At 73.9% G+C, this 14611-nt stretch carries 9 protein-coding genes; 6 read left to right on the forward strand and 3 right to left on the reverse strand.

Annotation, left to right across the window (positions count from 1 at the left end; genetic code table 11):
* Positions 1–166: 166 nt before the first annotated feature.
* The 3 genes from AC067A_RS01000 to moeZ all read left to right on the forward strand — a co-directional run bounded on the left by AC067A_RS01000 (position 167) and on the right by moeZ (position 3111).
* Complete coding sequence (locus AC067A_RS01000) at positions 167–1138, forward strand: NAD-dependent epimerase/dehydratase family protein (protein WP_478612716.1); 972 nt, start codon at positions 167–169, stop codon at positions 1136–1138.
* Entirely contained in the window at positions 1126–1869 is a 744-nt protein-coding gene (locus tag AC067A_RS01005; RefSeq protein WP_478612719.1) for a spherulation-specific family 4 protein, read from the forward strand. Before AC067A_RS01000 ends, AC067A_RS01005 begins: the two co-directional genes overlap by 13 nt.
* Positions 1870–1932: 63 nt before the next feature.
* The gene (gene moeZ, locus AC067A_RS01010) at positions 1933–3111 is read left to right on the forward strand and encodes an adenylyltransferase/sulfurtransferase MoeZ (protein ID WP_366307331.1); all 1179 of its coding nucleotides are present in this window, start codon (positions 1933–1935) and stop codon (positions 3109–3111) included.
* Positions 3112–3298: 187 nt separating this feature from the next.
* On the opposite strand, the gene AC067A_RS01015 is transcribed toward moeZ, so the two are convergent.
* From AC067A_RS01015 to AC067A_RS01025, 3 genes are all read right to left on the reverse strand, one after another.
* Positions 3299–4849 carry an alpha/beta hydrolase gene (locus AC067A_RS01015; RefSeq protein ID WP_478612721.1) on the reverse strand — a complete coding sequence of 517 codons (1551 nt, stop codon included), beginning with the start codon at positions 4847–4849 and terminating at the stop codon, positions 3299–3301.
* Between the two features lie 164 nt (positions 4850–5013).
* A complete protein-coding gene (locus tag AC067A_RS01020; RefSeq protein WP_478612724.1) occupies positions 5014–6585 on the reverse strand; it encodes an alpha/beta hydrolase in 1572 nt (523 codons plus the stop codon).
* Between the two features lie 93 nt (positions 6586–6678).
* Positions 6679–9321, reverse strand: coding sequence for a lysylphosphatidylglycerol synthase domain-containing protein (locus tag AC067A_RS01025; RefSeq protein WP_478612727.1), 2643 nt, complete (start codon positions 9319–9321; stop codon positions 6679–6681).
* Positions 9322–9477: 156 nt separating this feature from the next.
* On the opposite strand from AC067A_RS01025, the gene AC067A_RS01030 reads away from it, so the two are divergent.
* The 3 genes from AC067A_RS01030 to AC067A_RS01040 all read left to right on the forward strand — a co-directional run bounded on the left by AC067A_RS01030 (position 9478) and on the right by AC067A_RS01040 (position 14525).
* On the forward strand, positions 9478–9894 hold the full coding sequence (locus tag AC067A_RS01030; RefSeq protein WP_478612730.1) for an MGMT family protein: 417 nt from the start codon (positions 9478–9480) through the stop codon (positions 9892–9894).
* A 248-nt stretch (positions 9895–10142) separates the two neighbouring features.
* Positions 10143–13604, forward strand: a complete 3462-nt coding sequence (locus AC067A_RS01035; protein ID WP_478612733.1) for an ATP-dependent helicase — start codon at positions 10143–10145, stop codon at positions 13602–13604.
* A gap of 153 nt (positions 13605–13757) precedes the next feature.
* A complete protein-coding gene (locus tag AC067A_RS01040; protein ID WP_478612735.1) occupies positions 13758–14525 on the forward strand; it encodes a hypothetical protein in 768 nt (255 codons plus the stop codon).
* The last annotated feature ends 86 nt before the right edge of the window (positions 14526–14611 follow it).

Raw genomic sequence — 14611 nt, forward strand, 5'->3', positions numbered from 1 at the left:
ACGCCCGGCGAGCACCTCTCGGACACATCCGCCGACACACCCCGGGCACCCGCGGAGCCGACGCCGCGGGCGCCCCCCGCCCTCACTCTCACCACCTCGCAAGGAGAACGAAGACCATGACCCCTCGATCCCAAGGACCGGCCGGTCGGCACGTAGGGGCCGCACGATGAGGGTGCTACTGCTCGGAGCCAACGGCTTCATCGGACGCTTCGTCGCCGACCGGCTGCTCGCCGACCCGGCCGTCCACCTCACCGCCCTCGGCCGGGGCGACGACGCCGACGTCCGCTTCGACCTCGCCTCCGGCAGCCCGGGCGCGCTGACCCGCTTCCTGGACGCCGTCCACCCCGGGGTCGTCGTCAACTGCGCGGGCGCCACCCGCGGCGGAGCGCGCGAGCTCACCCGGCACAACACGGTCGCCGTCGCCACCGTCTGCGAGGCCCTGCGCCGCAGCGGCTGCGGCGCCCGCCTCGTCCAGGTCGGCTGCGCGTCGGAGTACGGACCGAGCCAGCCCGGTTCCTCCACCGCAGAGGACGCCGTGCCCCGCCCCGGCGGCCCGTACGGCGTGTCGAAGCTGGCCGCCACCGAACTCGTCCTCGGTTCGGGACTCGACGCCGTCGTCCTGCGGGTCTTCTCGCCCGTCGGCCCCGGAACGCCCGCCGGCTCCCCGCTCGGCCGGCTCGCCGAGGCGATGCGCCGGGCGATGCAGGCCGGGGACGGCGAGCTCAAGCTCAGCGGCCTCGGCGTGCAGCGGGACTTCGTCGACGTGCGGGACGTGGCCCGGGCCGTGCACGCGGCCTCGCTCTCCGCCGCCCAGGGCGTCGTCAACATCGGCACCGGCCGCGCGGTCCGGCTGCGGGACGCCGCCGCCGTCCTCGCCCGGGTCGCCGGCTACACCGGCAACCTGCACGAACTGGACGCCCCGCACGGCCTGGCGCAGCGACCGATGATCGGCGCCCCCCGCACCGAGGGGACCATCGCCGACCAACTGGCCGCCGCCCCCTACCCGTACCCCGACGGCTGCGGGCCCTGGCAGCAGGCCGACGTGCGCACCGCCCGCGACCGGCTCGGCTGGCGTCCCCGGATCAACCTGGAGGAGTCGCTCGCCGACATCTGGATGGAGGCGGCGTGTCGCATCTGACGACCACCGCCACGGGGGCCGTCCAGGCGCTCGGCGTGGGCGTTCCCGGCTACGCCCACCCGCTGCTCGCCCCGGTCGAGTGGGCCGAGCTGACGCGGCCGGGGACCCCGGTGCACTGGGCGGTGCTGAACGTGGCGGAGGGCCCGGGGAGCCGGCCCGACCCGCACTGCCTGGAGGCCGCCGGGAAGCTCCGCAACGCCGGGGTCAGGGTCCTCGGTCACCTGGACGCCGCCCACGGCCGCCGGCCGTTCGGGGAGATCGTCTCGGACGCCCACCGCTTCCTCGACTGGTACAAGGTGGACGGCTACTACCTGGACCGCGCCCCCGCGGACCGGGCCGACCTGGGCGGGACGAGGCGGGTCACGGCGACCCTGGAGGCGGTCCTCGGCGGCGAGGCCCATCTCGTCCTCGGTCACGGCACCCACCCGCACCCGGGGTACGCCGAGGTCGCCGACCAGCTGGTGACCTTCTCCGGCTCCTGGGTGGACTACCGCTGGTCGCAGGTGGCCGAGTGGACCGCCGACTACGCGGAGGCGAAGTTCGTCCACCTCGTGCACGGGGTCCCGCGCACCCACCTGGACGAGGCCCTGCGGATCGCGCGCTGGCAGGGGGCGGGGACGATCTTCTTCACGGACCGCCCGGGCCGTCCGGGACAAAGCGACCAATTCCACACTCTGCCCGGTTACTGGGACGAAATCGTCTCGCGGATCGGACCGGGTGTCTCGGAATGAGAAGGGGCGTGGCAGTGTTACGGGGAGAACAACCGTACTGACATACCGACAACCGGAGTCCCCGTGTCGCTGCCACCCCTGGTCGAGCCGGCTGCCGAGCTCACCGTAGACGAGGTCCGCAGGTACTCCCGCCACCTGATCATCCCGGACGTCGGGATGGACGGGCAGAAGCGGCTGAAGAACGCCAAGGTGCTGTGTGTCGGCGCCGGTGGCCTCGGCTCGCCGGCGCTGATGTACCTGGCCGCCGCCGGCGTGGGCACGCTCGGCATCGTGGAGTTCGACGAGGTCGACGAGTCGAACCTCCAGCGCCAGATCATCCACAGCCAGGCCGACATCGGTCGCTCCAAGGCCGCCTCGGCGCGCGACAGCGTGCTCGGCATCAACCCGTACGTGAACGTGATCCTCCACGAAGAGCGGCTCGAGGCCGACAACGTGATGGAGATCTTCGGGCAGTACGACCTGATCGTCGACGGCACGGACAACTTCGCCACCCGCTACCTGGTGAACGACGCCTGCGTGCTGCTGAACAAGCCGTACGTCTGGGGCTCGATCTACCGCTTCGACGGCCAGGCCTCGGTCTTCTGGTCCGAGTACGGCCCCTGCTACCGCTGCCTCTACCCGGAGCCCCCGCCGCCGGGCATGGTCCCGTCCTGCGCCGAGGGCGGCGTCCTGGGCGTGCTGTGCGCGTCCATCGGCTCCATCCAGGTCACCGAGGCCATCAAGGTCCTGGCCGGCGTGGGCGACCCGCTGGTCGGCCGACTGATGATCTACGACGCCCTGGAGATGCAGTACCGCCAGGTCAAGGTCCGCAAGGACCCGAACTGCGCGGTCTGCGGCGAGAACCCGACCGTCACCGAGCTCATCGACTACGAGGCCTTCTGCGGCGTCGTGTCCGAGGAGGCCCAGGAGGCGGCGCTCGGCTCGACGATCACTCCCAAGCAGCTCAAGGAGTGGATCGACGAGGGCGAGAACATCGACATCATCGACGTCCGCGAGCCGAACGAGTACGAGATCGTCTCGATCCCGGGCGCGCGCCTGATCCCGAAGAACGAGTTCCTGATGGGCACCGCCCTCCAGGACCTCCCGCAGGACAAGCGGATCGTCCTGCACTGCAAGACGGGTGTCCGCAGTGCGGAGGTCCTCGCGGTCCTCAAGTCCGCGGGCTTCGCGGACGCGGTCCACGTCGGCGGCGGCGTGATCGGCTGGGTCCACCAGATCGAGCCCGAGAAGCCGGTCTACTAGTCACCGGCCTCCCGGCCCACGGCACGCGGAAGGGCCCGGACCTCACCACGAGGGCCGGGCCCTTCCGGCTGTCCGGGGACGCCCGGCCGATCACGCCGGGCGCGACCGACGACGACGCGGCGAGCGTGCGTGCCGGGCCCCGCGCTCCCTGATCCGGCCTGATCCGACGGGAACGGTCAGACGGGCCCTAGCAGGTCGTGCCGTACGCCGGGACCTTCCCGTCCAGGAGGTACGCGTCGACCTTCCGCGTCACGCACGACGAGGTGCCGTAGGCCCCGTGGCCCTCGCCCCGGTTCGTGACCAGGATCCCGACGCCGTCCCCGAGTTCCTTCGCCATCTTCTCCGCGCCCTCGTACGGCGTCGCCGGGTCGCCCGTCGTGCCGACGACCAGGATGGGGGCCGCGCCCGGGGCGCCGGCCTCCGGCGTCCGCCGCTCGCCCGCCACCGGCCACCGCGCGCACCAGCCCGCCGTGTCCCAGGCGAGGAAGGGGCCGAAGACGGGGGAGAGCCGGCGGAACTCCGGCAGCAGCGCCTTCGCCTGCGCGGCGGTCGGCCGCTCGCTGGAGTCCGCGCACGAGATCGCCCGCTGGGAGTGCGACTGGGTGGAGTAACGGCCTTGCGCGTCACGATCGTTGTAGTAGTCGGCGAGGTCGAGCAGGGCGCTGCCGTCGCCGCGCTCGGCCTCCTCCAGCGCCCGGGTCAGCAGCGGCCAGTTGGCCTTGCCGTACAGCGTGACCGCGATGCCCGTGAGGGCCAGGCCCTCGGTGAGCCGGCGCCCGCCGACGGGCAGCGGCTCGCCGTCCAGCTTCCGCAGCAGACGGGCGATCCGCTCCGTCCCGGCCTTCGGGTCCTGGCCGGTGCTCTTCAGGTAGTTGTCCAGCGCCCGCTGGAAGCCGATCGTCTGGTTGCGGGCGTGCCCGGTGGAGTCGGCCGTCGGGTCGACGACCGCGTCGAGGACGATCCGGCCGACGCGCGCGGGGAAGAGGTGCGCGTACGTGCCGCCGAGCTGTGTCCCGTACGAGATGCCGAAGTAGTGGAGCCTGTCGTCCCCCAGGACCTGCCGGATCAGGTCCATGTCGCGGGCGGTGGCGCTGGTCGTGGTGTGCGGCAGGACCTTGCCGGAGCGGCGGGCGCAGCCGGCGGCGAAGGCGGCGCCGTCCGCCAGGTAGGCGGCCTCCTCGGCGGCCGTGTCCGGGACGAGGTCGACCGAGGCCTCGGCGGCGGCCAGTTCGGCGTCGTCCCGGCAGACCACCCCCGCGCTGCGGCCCACGCCCCGCGGGTCGAAGCCGACCAGGTCGTAGCGCTCGTTCAGGTTCCCGTACTCCTCGGCCGCCCGCGGCAGGATGTCGACCCCCGAGGCGCCGGGCCCGCCGAAGTCGAAGAGCAGCGACCCGATGCGGTCGCCCTTACGCCGGGCCTCCTTGCGGATCAGCGCGACCGGGATGGTCTCCCCGCCGGGCTTCGCGTGGTCGAGCGGCACCCGCACCGTGGCGCAGCGCCACTCCGCGCCGGGCCGCGGCCCGCCCTCGGGTGCCTCGCAGGACTTCCAGTCGGGGCGTTGGCCGGTGAGGGCGGCGGGCGGCGCGGGGGTCGTGGAGGCGCCGGCCGGTGTCGGGGGCGTGGCGTCGGCGGTGGTCCGCGGGGTCCTCGCCGGGCTCCCGCCGCCCTCCGCGCCGGTGCATCCGGCGACCAGCACTCCCGTCACGGCCAGCACGGTCATGCGTACACGTATGGACATGCGTTCCCCCAGGATCCCGGCAAGGCGGCCATCCTAGGGTCCCGCCCAGGCGCCCTGCCCGGAGGCCGACGCGGTGCCTCGTCCGCGGTCCCGGAGGCGGTCGCGCTACTCGCGCGGCCCCGGAGGCGGGCGGGCTGTTCGCGGACGGTCCCGGAGGCGGGCGGCTACTTGCAGACGGTCCCGGAGGCCGGCACCTTGCCGTCCAGGAGGTAGGCGTCCACCGCCTTCTTCACGCACGCGTCGCCGCCGTTGTAGGCACCGTGGCCCTCGCCCTCGTACGTCAGCTCCACGCCGACGCCCTTGCCGAGCGCGTTCACCATCGAGCGGGCGCCCTCGTACGGCGTGGCCGGGTCGCCGGTGTTGCCGACCACCAGGATCGGCGCCGACCCGGACGCGGACACGTCCGGGTGCTCCCAGAGGCCGGGCACCGGCCACTGCGAGCAACTGGCGAGCGCCCAGCCCATGAAGTCGCCGAAGACGGGGGAGGCCTCGCGGAACTGCGGGAGCCGCTCCTTCGCCTGGCCGAGGGTGTAGCGCTCCTTGAAGTCGACGCAGTTGATGGCGGCGTTCGCGGCCTGGATGTTGCTGTAGGAGCCGGTCTCGCTGCGCCCGAGCAGCGCGTCGGACAGGTTCATGAGGATCGCGCCGTCGCCGCCGTCCGCCGCGTCGAGACCCTGCTCCAGGAACGTCCAGTACTCCTTCGAGTACAGCGCCTGCGCGATGCCGTTGGTGGCCTGCGTCTGGGTGAGTTTCCGGTTGCCGATGCCCGGGATCGGCTGCTTGTCCAGCTTCGCCAGGAGGTCCGTGATGAAGGACTCGATCTCGGCGACCGTGGTGCCCGGCAGGGTGCACTCGTCGCCGCGGTCGACGCAGTCCTGGGCGAAGTTGTCCAGGGCCAGCTGGAAGCCCTTCGCCTGGCCGAGGGCGCCGTCCTCGACGCCCGCGTCCGGGTCGACGACGGCGTCGAAGACGGCACGGCCGACGTTCGACGGGAACAGGTGGGCGTACACGCCGCCGAGTTCGGTGCCGTACGAGATGCCGAAGTAGTGCAGCTTGTCGTCGCCGAGCACCTGACGCATCAAATCCATGTCCCGGGCGGCGTTCTCTGTCCCGACGTGCGGCAGGGCCGCGCCCGCGTCCTTCTCGCACCCGGTCGCGTACTTCTTCTGCGCGTCCGAGAGGGTCCGCTCCTCGGCCTCGTCGTCGGGCGTGAAGTCCAGGGCGTAGTACGCGTCGAGCTCCTTGTCCGTGGCGCACTCGACCGGATCGCTGCGGCCCACCCCGCGCGGGTCGAACGACACCAGGTCGTAGCGGTCGCGCAGGGTCTCGTAGTCGCCCGCGAAGCTCGGCAGCGCCGTGATGCCGGAGCCGCCGGGCCCGCCGAAGTTGAAGACGAGCGAACCGATCCGCCGGGAGCTGTCCTTGGCCCTGGCCCGGATGAGGGCGAGCTCGATGGTCTCGCCCTCCGGCGCCGACCAGTCGAGGGGCGTCTGGAGGAAGGAGCACTCCCAGGCGGTGCCGCCCGGGAGCGGGGAGGGGGCCGCCCCGCCGCCCTCGGCGGCCGACGGCGGCGGGCAGGGCGCCCAGGACAGCTTCTGCGACGTCAGCGCCGAGAGGCCGGTGCCGCTCGGCTTCGTCGCGTCCCCCGCCTCGTCTCCCCCGTCCGAGCACCCGGCGGCGAGCAGCACGGTGGTGGCGGTGAGCAGAGCGGCGCGCTGCGCGGCGGAGATCGGCATACGCCCATCGTGGGCCGCCGCCCGCCCGCCCGCGCGGGACGGAGGTCCAACCGGGTGCCCCCGCGGGTTCCTCCTACAGGGCCCGGATCTCCGTCACAGCGCCTCGCGCTTCGTCAGCCAGTTGAAGCAGAGCCAGCCCGGCAGGACCGGGATCCAGAGCGTGAGCAGGCGGTACAGGAGCACCGCCGGGGTGGCGACCTCCAGCGGCAGGCCCACCGCGACCAGACCGAAGGTCAGCGCGCCCTCGACCGCGCCGACGCCGCCCGGCGTCGGCGCCGCCGAGCCGAGCGCGTTGCCCGCGAGGAAGACGACGGCGACGCTGGCGTAGCTGATGGTCTGGTCGCCGTGGCTGAACGCCCGGATCGAGGCGTCCAGACAGAGGACGAACAGGCCGGTGAGCAGCAGCATCCCGCCGATGCCGGTCAGCAGCTTCATCGGCCGCTGGAGCACGTCCAGCATGCGCGGCACCACGCCCGCGAACAGCGAGCGCAGCCGCGTCGACACGAACTTGCGCATGAACGGGATCGCCGTCACCACCAGGACGAGCACCGCGACCGTCAGCAGGCCGGCGATGACCGTCCTCGACGGGGTGAACGACTGCGACTTCTCCGTGCCCGTCAGATAGCCGAAGGAGAGCAGCAGCAGGATGTGCGCCCCGAGCCCGAACAGCTGCGAGGCGCCGACGCTCGCCACCGCGAGTCCCGGGCGCACGCCGCCGCGCTGGAGGAAGCGGGTGTTCAGGGCGACACCGCCGACCGCCGCCGGGGCGACGATCTTCACGAACGAGCCGGCGACCTGCGCCACCACCGTCCGCCAGAAGCCGACCCGCTCCGGCACGAAGCCCAGCAGGCTCATCGCCGCCGCCACGTAGCTGAGCGCCGAGAACAGCACGGCGGCCGCCACCCAGCGCCAGTCGGCCTGGCTGATCGTCGACAGCGGCGTCCGGGCGACCTGCGACAGCAGGAAGTACGCGGCGACCGCGCCGGCGATGAGGCTGACCAGGGTCCGCGGCTTGATCCGCTCCAGGCGGACCGGCTCCACCGGGGCCTGCGGGCGGATCAGCAGCACCTGCCGGCGGATCTGGGCGAGCAGGTCCTCCTCGCGCGCCTCGTCGAGCGCCGTGTCGAGGGCCCGCTTCTCGGCCTTCTTGTCCGCCTTCTTCTCGGCCTTCGTCTCGGCCCGCACGTCCTTCCGGTCCGCCGCGGCCGAGGCCTCCGCCTTCGCCAGCTCCCGCTCGTGCTTGGCCGCCTCGGAGGCCGCGAGCACGGCCTCCCGCTCGCGGGCCGACCGCTCGCGCGCCAGCTTCCGCAGCGTCGCGCGCGTGGAGCGGCTCAGCGCGATCGGCTGGAGCAGCGGCAGGCAGTCGGCGACGGTGTCCGGGCCGAGGACGCCGACGGCCGCGGTGACCGCCCGCTCGGCCCCCACCCGCAGACCGAGGGTGGTGAGCAGCTGCGCGATGTCCATCCGCAGGATCAGATCGCCCGCCGCGATCTCACCGCCGCGCAGATCCGTGAGGATCACCCTGCCGGAACGATCCACCAAGATCGCGTCGCCCGTCAGCCTGCGGTGCGCGATCCGGCGCGACTGCAGCGCCCGGACCTGCCGCCAGGCGCTGCTGACCAGCTCGTCGGTGATCTCGTCGTCGTCCAGCGAGTCCAGACTCCGGCCGCCGATGTGCTCGTACACGAGCATCACCGCGTCCGGACCGAGCTCCGAGGTGGCGATCAGCTTCGGCGCGTTCGCCCCGGCGGCGATCGCCGCGTACGCGAGGAGCGCCTCCTGCTCCAGTGCCTGGCGCAGCGACACGATCGACCGCCGGGTGGTGATCGTCCGCAGGGTGATCCGCCGCCACGCCCGGTAGAAGAAGCCGTGCGCCTGCTGCTCCCGGTCGACGACGGTGACGTCCAGCGGCGGCCCGTCCTCCAGCGTCACGATGTAGCGGCGGCCGCGGTCCCCGCTGTCCGCCGAGTCCGGCACGCCCTCCGCGCGCAGCGCCGTCACCGGCCGGAAGCCGACCCGGCGCAGGCCGGCGAGGAGCGTCTGCCCGGTGGGCCGGACGTTGGGGGAGCCGACCGCGTACAGCGTGCCGTACGCCACCGTCCAGCCGATCAGGACGGTCAGGATGATCGACAGGGCGGTGGTGTAGCCGGCCACCAGCATCGTGAACGCGTCGAGCAGCAGCACCGCCCACAGCGACACCCGCCAGCGCGGCCTGCGGGCCATGCCGACGGCGGTCATGTACGCGATCACGGGCGCGAGGTAGTTGTGCACCGGGTCGGTGAGGCCGCCGCCGGACTGCGGCTGGGTCAGCGCGTCCTGGATGGTGCCGGGCGCGGCCTGGGCGACCCAGAGGTCGATGGCCAGGGTGACGCCGTGGGCGAGGACGGCGGCGAGCACGCCGTCCGCGATGCGCAGCCCGTCGCGCTTGATCAGCCGCTCGATGGCGAAGGCGACCGGGACGAGCAGGACGGCGATCGAGGAGACGAGACCGGCGATCTTGACGAAGACGTCGGGAGCGCCGACGGCGCCCTTGTTGATGTCCTCTTCCAGGCCCGAGGTCGTGGCGTGGGCGAACGCCGCGACGGCGATGACGAGGCCGATGGCGAGCAGGCCGACGAGCAGCCGCATCAGGTCGGAGGGCCGGTGGACGCGGGCGGCGAGCAGCGGCTCGTCCCCGGACACCCGCTCGGGCACGTCGGCCTCGCCCTCCTCGGGAGGCTGCGTGTCCTGCCCCATCACCCTGTCCGTCTCTTCGCGCGCTTCTCGTCGATCACGTTCTTTTTCTTGTACTTGTCGCTCTTGATCTCGTATCACCAGTCACCGCCCGGACGATGGTGGCACGAAGAGCCGCCGCGCGGAGGCATCAGGGCCATGTCGGTGGGGTGAGGCAGGATGGGGCGGATGAGCGTGGAGGAACCCGTGGGGGAGACCGGAGAACTGCCCGAGTACGCGGAGCGGGTGCTCGACGTCGCCGACGGGATCCCGCCCGGCCGGGTCATGACCTACGGCGACGTGGCCGAATGGCTGGGCGAGGGCGGGCCGCGCCAGGTGGGCCGCGTCATGGCCCTCTACGGCGGCTCCGCACCGTGGTGGCGCGTCGTCCGGGCGGACGGCACCCTCCTCCCCGGTCACGAGCTGCGGGCCCTCGGCCACTACCGTGACGAGGGGACCCCGCTGCGCGCGGCCGGCCCCGCGGCCGACGGACACGTACCCCGGATCGACATGCGGCGGGCCCGCTGGGACGGCCGCCCGGATCCGACCCCGGGCGACCACCCGGGCACCGGCGGAGGTGCCGGAACTCACACCTGAGGCCGCGCCCCAGGAAGACCCGGGCGGGACGGCCCCACGGGGGTGGACGCCGCCCGGAGTACGGCTCGTGGGCGGCCCGCTTCGCGTAACGTCGGCGTGCGCGACCCGCGGGGCGGCCGCACGGCCGGCTTCCGGGACGACTCGCGAGGCGGCCTGCCGGCCGGCACCCGGGGCGCACCCCGAGGCGGTGGCCACGGCACACGGCCGCCTCACCCGCACCACCACACCCACCAGGACCGGCGATCCACGTGAGCACCTCCTCCACCACCCGGCGTACGCCGCCGTACCAGGGACAGCCGTACCCGGGTGCGGGCCGGCAGCGGACCCCTGGCGCGTACCGACTGGTGCGCACCACGCCGGCCCCGCAGGATCCCCCTCAGCTGGACGCAGCCCAACGGCAGGTGGTTGAGCACCGCGGCGGACCGCTCCTCGTCCTCGCCGGACCCGGCACCGGCAAGACGACGACGCTGGTCGAGGCCGTCGCCGCCCGCATGGAGGCCGGCGCCGACCCCGAACGCCTCCTCGTCCTCACCTTCAGCCGCAAGGCCGCCGTCGAACTCCGCGACCGCATGGCGGCCCGGCTCGGCGGCCGCCGTCCGCCCCAGGCGACCACCTTCCACTCCTACTGCTACGCCCTGATCCGCGCCCACCAGGACGCCGAACTCTTCGCCGAACCCCTCCGGCTGCTCTCCGGACCCGAGCAGGACCTCGCCGTACGCGAACTGCTCGCCGGCCAGATCGACCTGGAGAAGGCCGGCCTCGGACGCGTCGGCTGGCCCGACGAACTGCGCGCCTGCCTCACCACCCGCGGCTTCGCCGACGAGGTGCGGGCCGTCCTCGCGCGCTCCCGCGAACTCGGCCTCGGCCCCGACGCCCTCGCCCGCTTCGCGGAGCGGGTCGGCCGACCGGACTGGAAGGCCGCCGCCGGCTTCCTCGCCGAGTACCTCGACGTCCTCGACCTCCAGGGCGTCCTCGACTACACGGAGCTCGTCCACCGGGCCGTCCTGCTCGCCGGGAACGTCGCCCTGCCCGCCTACGACGCCGTCTACGTCGACGAGTACCAGGACACCGACCCGGCGCAGGTCCGCCTCCTGCACGCGCTCGCGGGCGGCGGCCGGAGCGACGTCGTCGCCTTCGGCGACCCCGACCAGTCCATCTACGCCTTCCGCGGCGCCGACGTGAACGGCATCCTCGACTTCCCCGCCACCTTCGGCGGCGCCCCCGTCCGCGTCCTCGGCACCTCCCGCCGCTCCGGCGCCCGGCTCCTCGGCGCCACCCGGCAGCTCGCCCAGCGGATGCCGATGCCCCGGCTCCCCGCCGACAAGGTCCGCGCCCACCGCGACCTCGCGCCCGTCCGGGACGGCGGCCGGGCGGAGGCGTACACCTACCCCACCGCCTCCGCGGAGGCCGAGAACATCGCCGACCTCCTCCGCCGCGCCCACCTCGAGGACGGCGTCCCCTGGCAGGACATGGCCGTCCTCACCCGCGCCGCCGCCTCCCTCCCCTCCCTCCGCCGCGCCCTCACCTCCGCCGGCGTCCCGGTCGAGACCGACGCCGCCGACACCCCCCTCCGACACGAACCCGCCGTCGCCCCCCTCCTCCTCGCCCTCCGCGCGGTCTCGACCGACTCGGTGGCGGGCCCGGCGGCGGGCGAGGCCGCGCCGGGGTCCGACGCGGCGGGGGGTGAGGCCGTGCCTGGGCCCGACGCGGCGGCGGGCGGCGCCGAAGCGCACCCCGCACCCCACGAGCCGAGCGCCGAAGCGCGGCCGGAGCCGGAGCCCGCCGAAGCGCACCCCGCGCCGGAGTCCGCCCACGCGCGGCCGGACGGCACCCGCACCTGGCTCCCCGTGGACACCGCCCTCGAACTCCTCGCCTCCCCCCTCGCCGGCGTCGACCCCGCCGACCTCCGGCGCCTCGGCCGCGCCCTGCGCGACGAGGAACGCGCCGCCGGCAACAAGGTCCCGCCCCCCTCCGACGTCCTCCTCGCCCGAGCCCTCGCCGAACCCGAGCGGCTCGCCGTCCACGACCCGGCGTACGCCCGCGGCGTCAAGCGGCTCGGCGACCTCCTCCAGGAGACCCGTACGCTCCTCGGCGCGGGCGGCACCGCCGAGGAGGCCCTCTGGGTGCTGTGGAACGGCACCCCCTGGCCCGGCCGCCTGGAACGCGCGGCCCTCCGCGGCGGCCCCGCGGGCCGCAACGCCGACCGTGACCTCGACGCCGTCTGCGCCCTCTTCGAGACGGCCGCCCGCGCCGAGGAACGCGTCGGAGGCCGCGGCGTCCTCAACTTCCTGGAGGAGCTCGACGCCCAGGACATCGCCGCGGACACCCTCACCCGCCGCCACACCCGGCCCGACGCCGTCCGTCTCATGACCGCCCACCGTTCCAAGGGCCTCGAATGGGGCTTCGTGGTCGTCGCCGGCCTGCAGGAGGGCCTCTGGCCCGACCTGCGCAGACGCGGTTCCCTGCTGGAGGCCGACCGCATCGGCCGCGACGGCCTCGCCGAACCCCTCACCCCCGGCGCCCTCCTCGCCGAGGAGCGCCGCCTCTTCTACGTGGTCGCCACGCGCGCGCGTGACCGGCTCGTCGTCACCGCCGTGAAGGCCGCCGCGGAGGACGGCGACCAGCCGTCCCGCTTCCTCGCCGAGCTCGGCGCCGAGCCGAAGGACGTCCCCGGCCGCCCCCGCCGCCCCCTCGCCGTCTCCGCCCTGGTCGCCGAGCTGCGCGCCACCACCGTCGACCCGGCCGCCTCGCCCGCCCTGCGCGACGCGGCCGCCCAGCGGCTCGCCGACCTCGCCGCGCTCACCGACGACGACGGCCAGCCGCTCGTCCCGGCCGCGCACCCGGACCGCTGGTGGGGCCTGTTCGAGCCGACGCGCGGCCCCGAGCCGCTGCGCGAGCGCGACCGGCCCGTGGCGCTGTCGCCGAGCTCCCTGGAGAACCTCGTCGGCGGCTGTTCCCTCCAGTGGTTCCTCGGCCGGGAGGTGAAGGCCGCAGCGCCGGCCACCGCCGCCCAGGGCTTCGGCAACGTCGTCCACGTCCTCGCCGACGAGGTCGCCTCCGGCCGCACTCCCGCGGACCTCGACGTCCTCATGGCCCGCCTGGACTCCGTCTGGGACGCCCTCGCCTTCGACGCGCCCTGGAAGTCGGCGCAGGAGAAGGGCCACGCGCGCGTGGCCCTCGAACGCTTCCTGCGCTGGCACGTCATGGACCGCGGCGGCCGCACCCCCGCCGCCTCCGAGCACGGCTTCGACGTGACCCTGGAGGCGGGGGAGTACGAGGTCCGCATCCGCGGCTCCATGGACCGCGTCGAGACCGACGAGCACGGGCGCGCGTACGTCGTCGACTTCAAGACCGGCAAGTCCGCCCCCACCCGCGACGAGGTCGCCCACCACCCGCAGCTCGCCGTCTACCAGCTCGCGGTCCGGGAAGGCGCCCTCGACGAGGTCTTCGACGGCCGGCGCCCCGAACCCGGCGGCGCCGAACTCGTCCAGCTCCGGCAGGCCGCCCCGCAGAAGGAGGGCGGCGACGCCCTGCCGAAGGTGCAGGCCCAGCAGCCCCTGGCGGGGGAGTGGGTCGGCGAGCTGCTCGCCACCGCGGCCGGCCGGGTCCTCGACGAACGGTTCACCCCCAGCACCGGCCGGCACTGCACCACCTGCGCCTTCCGGGCCTCGTGCAGCGCCCAGCCGGAAGGCCGCCAGGTCGTCGACTGACACCTCCCGGTGCTTTGTGCGGAGCGTCACGTTCCTCCCCGTGCATCCTTTGCTCGGCCTCACCCGTCCATGTCTCCGCGACGTCCGCGTAAAGGCGTCGTCAAGACAAGCTGTGAAAACCGCCGTCCGGGACGGCTGTGAGGAGAACGCGCAATGAGGGCCAACAGGAAGCTCTGGGCTGTGGCGACGGTCTGTGTGGCCGTGGTCGCGGGTGCCACCGGCTGTTCCAAGGGCGAGGAGAAGGCCGCCGACCCGTTCGCGGGTCTCACCGCCGACGCCATCGCCGACAAGGCGGTCGAGACCACCAAGGGCGCCACCTCCTTCCGCATGCAGGGCACCGGCAAGACCGACGGCGAGGAGATGACAGTCGAGTTCTCCGTCGACGACAAGGGCAACTGCCAGGGCACGATGAAGGGCACCAAGGGCGGCAGCGCCGAGATCGTCGGCACCGGCGGCACCAGCTACATGAAGGGCGACGACGCCTTCTGGAAGTCCTCCGGCGGCGAGGAGGGCGCCTCCGCGGAGGAGTCCGACTCCATGTCCGCGATGCTCAAGGGCCGCTGGCTGGAGATGCCGAACGAGAGCGGCGCGGGCGAGGGCGGCGCCGGCGCGTTCTGCGACCTGAAGCAGATCGTCAAGGACATGGACGAGGAGACGCCGCGCAAGGGCATGACCCGCGAGGCCGACGCCGACGTCGACGGCAAGCCCGCCGCCGTGCTCAGCAAGAAGGACAAGGCCGAGACCACGACCTTCTACGTCGCCAAGGACGCCGCCAAGCCGTACGTCCTCCGCGTCGTGACCACCGGCGGCGACGACCCGGGCACCGTCGACCTGAGCGACTTCGACAAGCCGGTCACCGTCACCGTCCCGCCGGCCGACCAGACCGTGGACATGGCGGAGCTCATGAAGGGCGCCCTCTGACGGACCGGCCGCCCGCACCGCAGGAGTAGCGGGCACGCGCGCGCGGGGCGACCCTGGTGAGACGGCCCGGGGGAATCAGCGAGGAG

Source organism: Streptomyces sp. NPDC043176 (assembly GCF_056436715.1).

Bases quoted from the DNA above. Each gene is read 5' to 3' on its own strand.
- AC067A_RS01000 (WP_478612716.1), top strand. From the start codon at position 167: ATGAGGGTGCTACTGCTCGGAGCCAACGGCTTCATCGGACGCTTCGTC.
- AC067A_RS01015 (WP_478612721.1), bottom strand. From the start codon at position 4,849: ATGTCCATACGTGTACGCATGACCGTGCTGGCCGTGACGGGAGTGCTG.
- AC067A_RS01020 (WP_478612724.1), bottom strand. From the start codon at position 6,585: ATGCCGATCTCCGCCGCGCAGCGCGCCGCTCTGCTCACCGCCACCACC.
- AC067A_RS01025 (WP_478612727.1), bottom strand. From the start codon at position 9,321: ATGGGGCAGGACACGCAGCCTCCCGAGGAGGGCGAGGCCGACGTGCCC.
- AC067A_RS01030 (WP_478612730.1), top strand. From the start codon at position 9,478: ATGGGGCGGATGAGCGTGGAGGAACCCGTGGGGGAGACCGGAGAACTG.
- AC067A_RS01040 (WP_478612735.1), top strand. From the start codon at position 13,758: ATGAGGGCCAACAGGAAGCTCTGGGCTGTGGCGACGGTCTGTGTGGCC.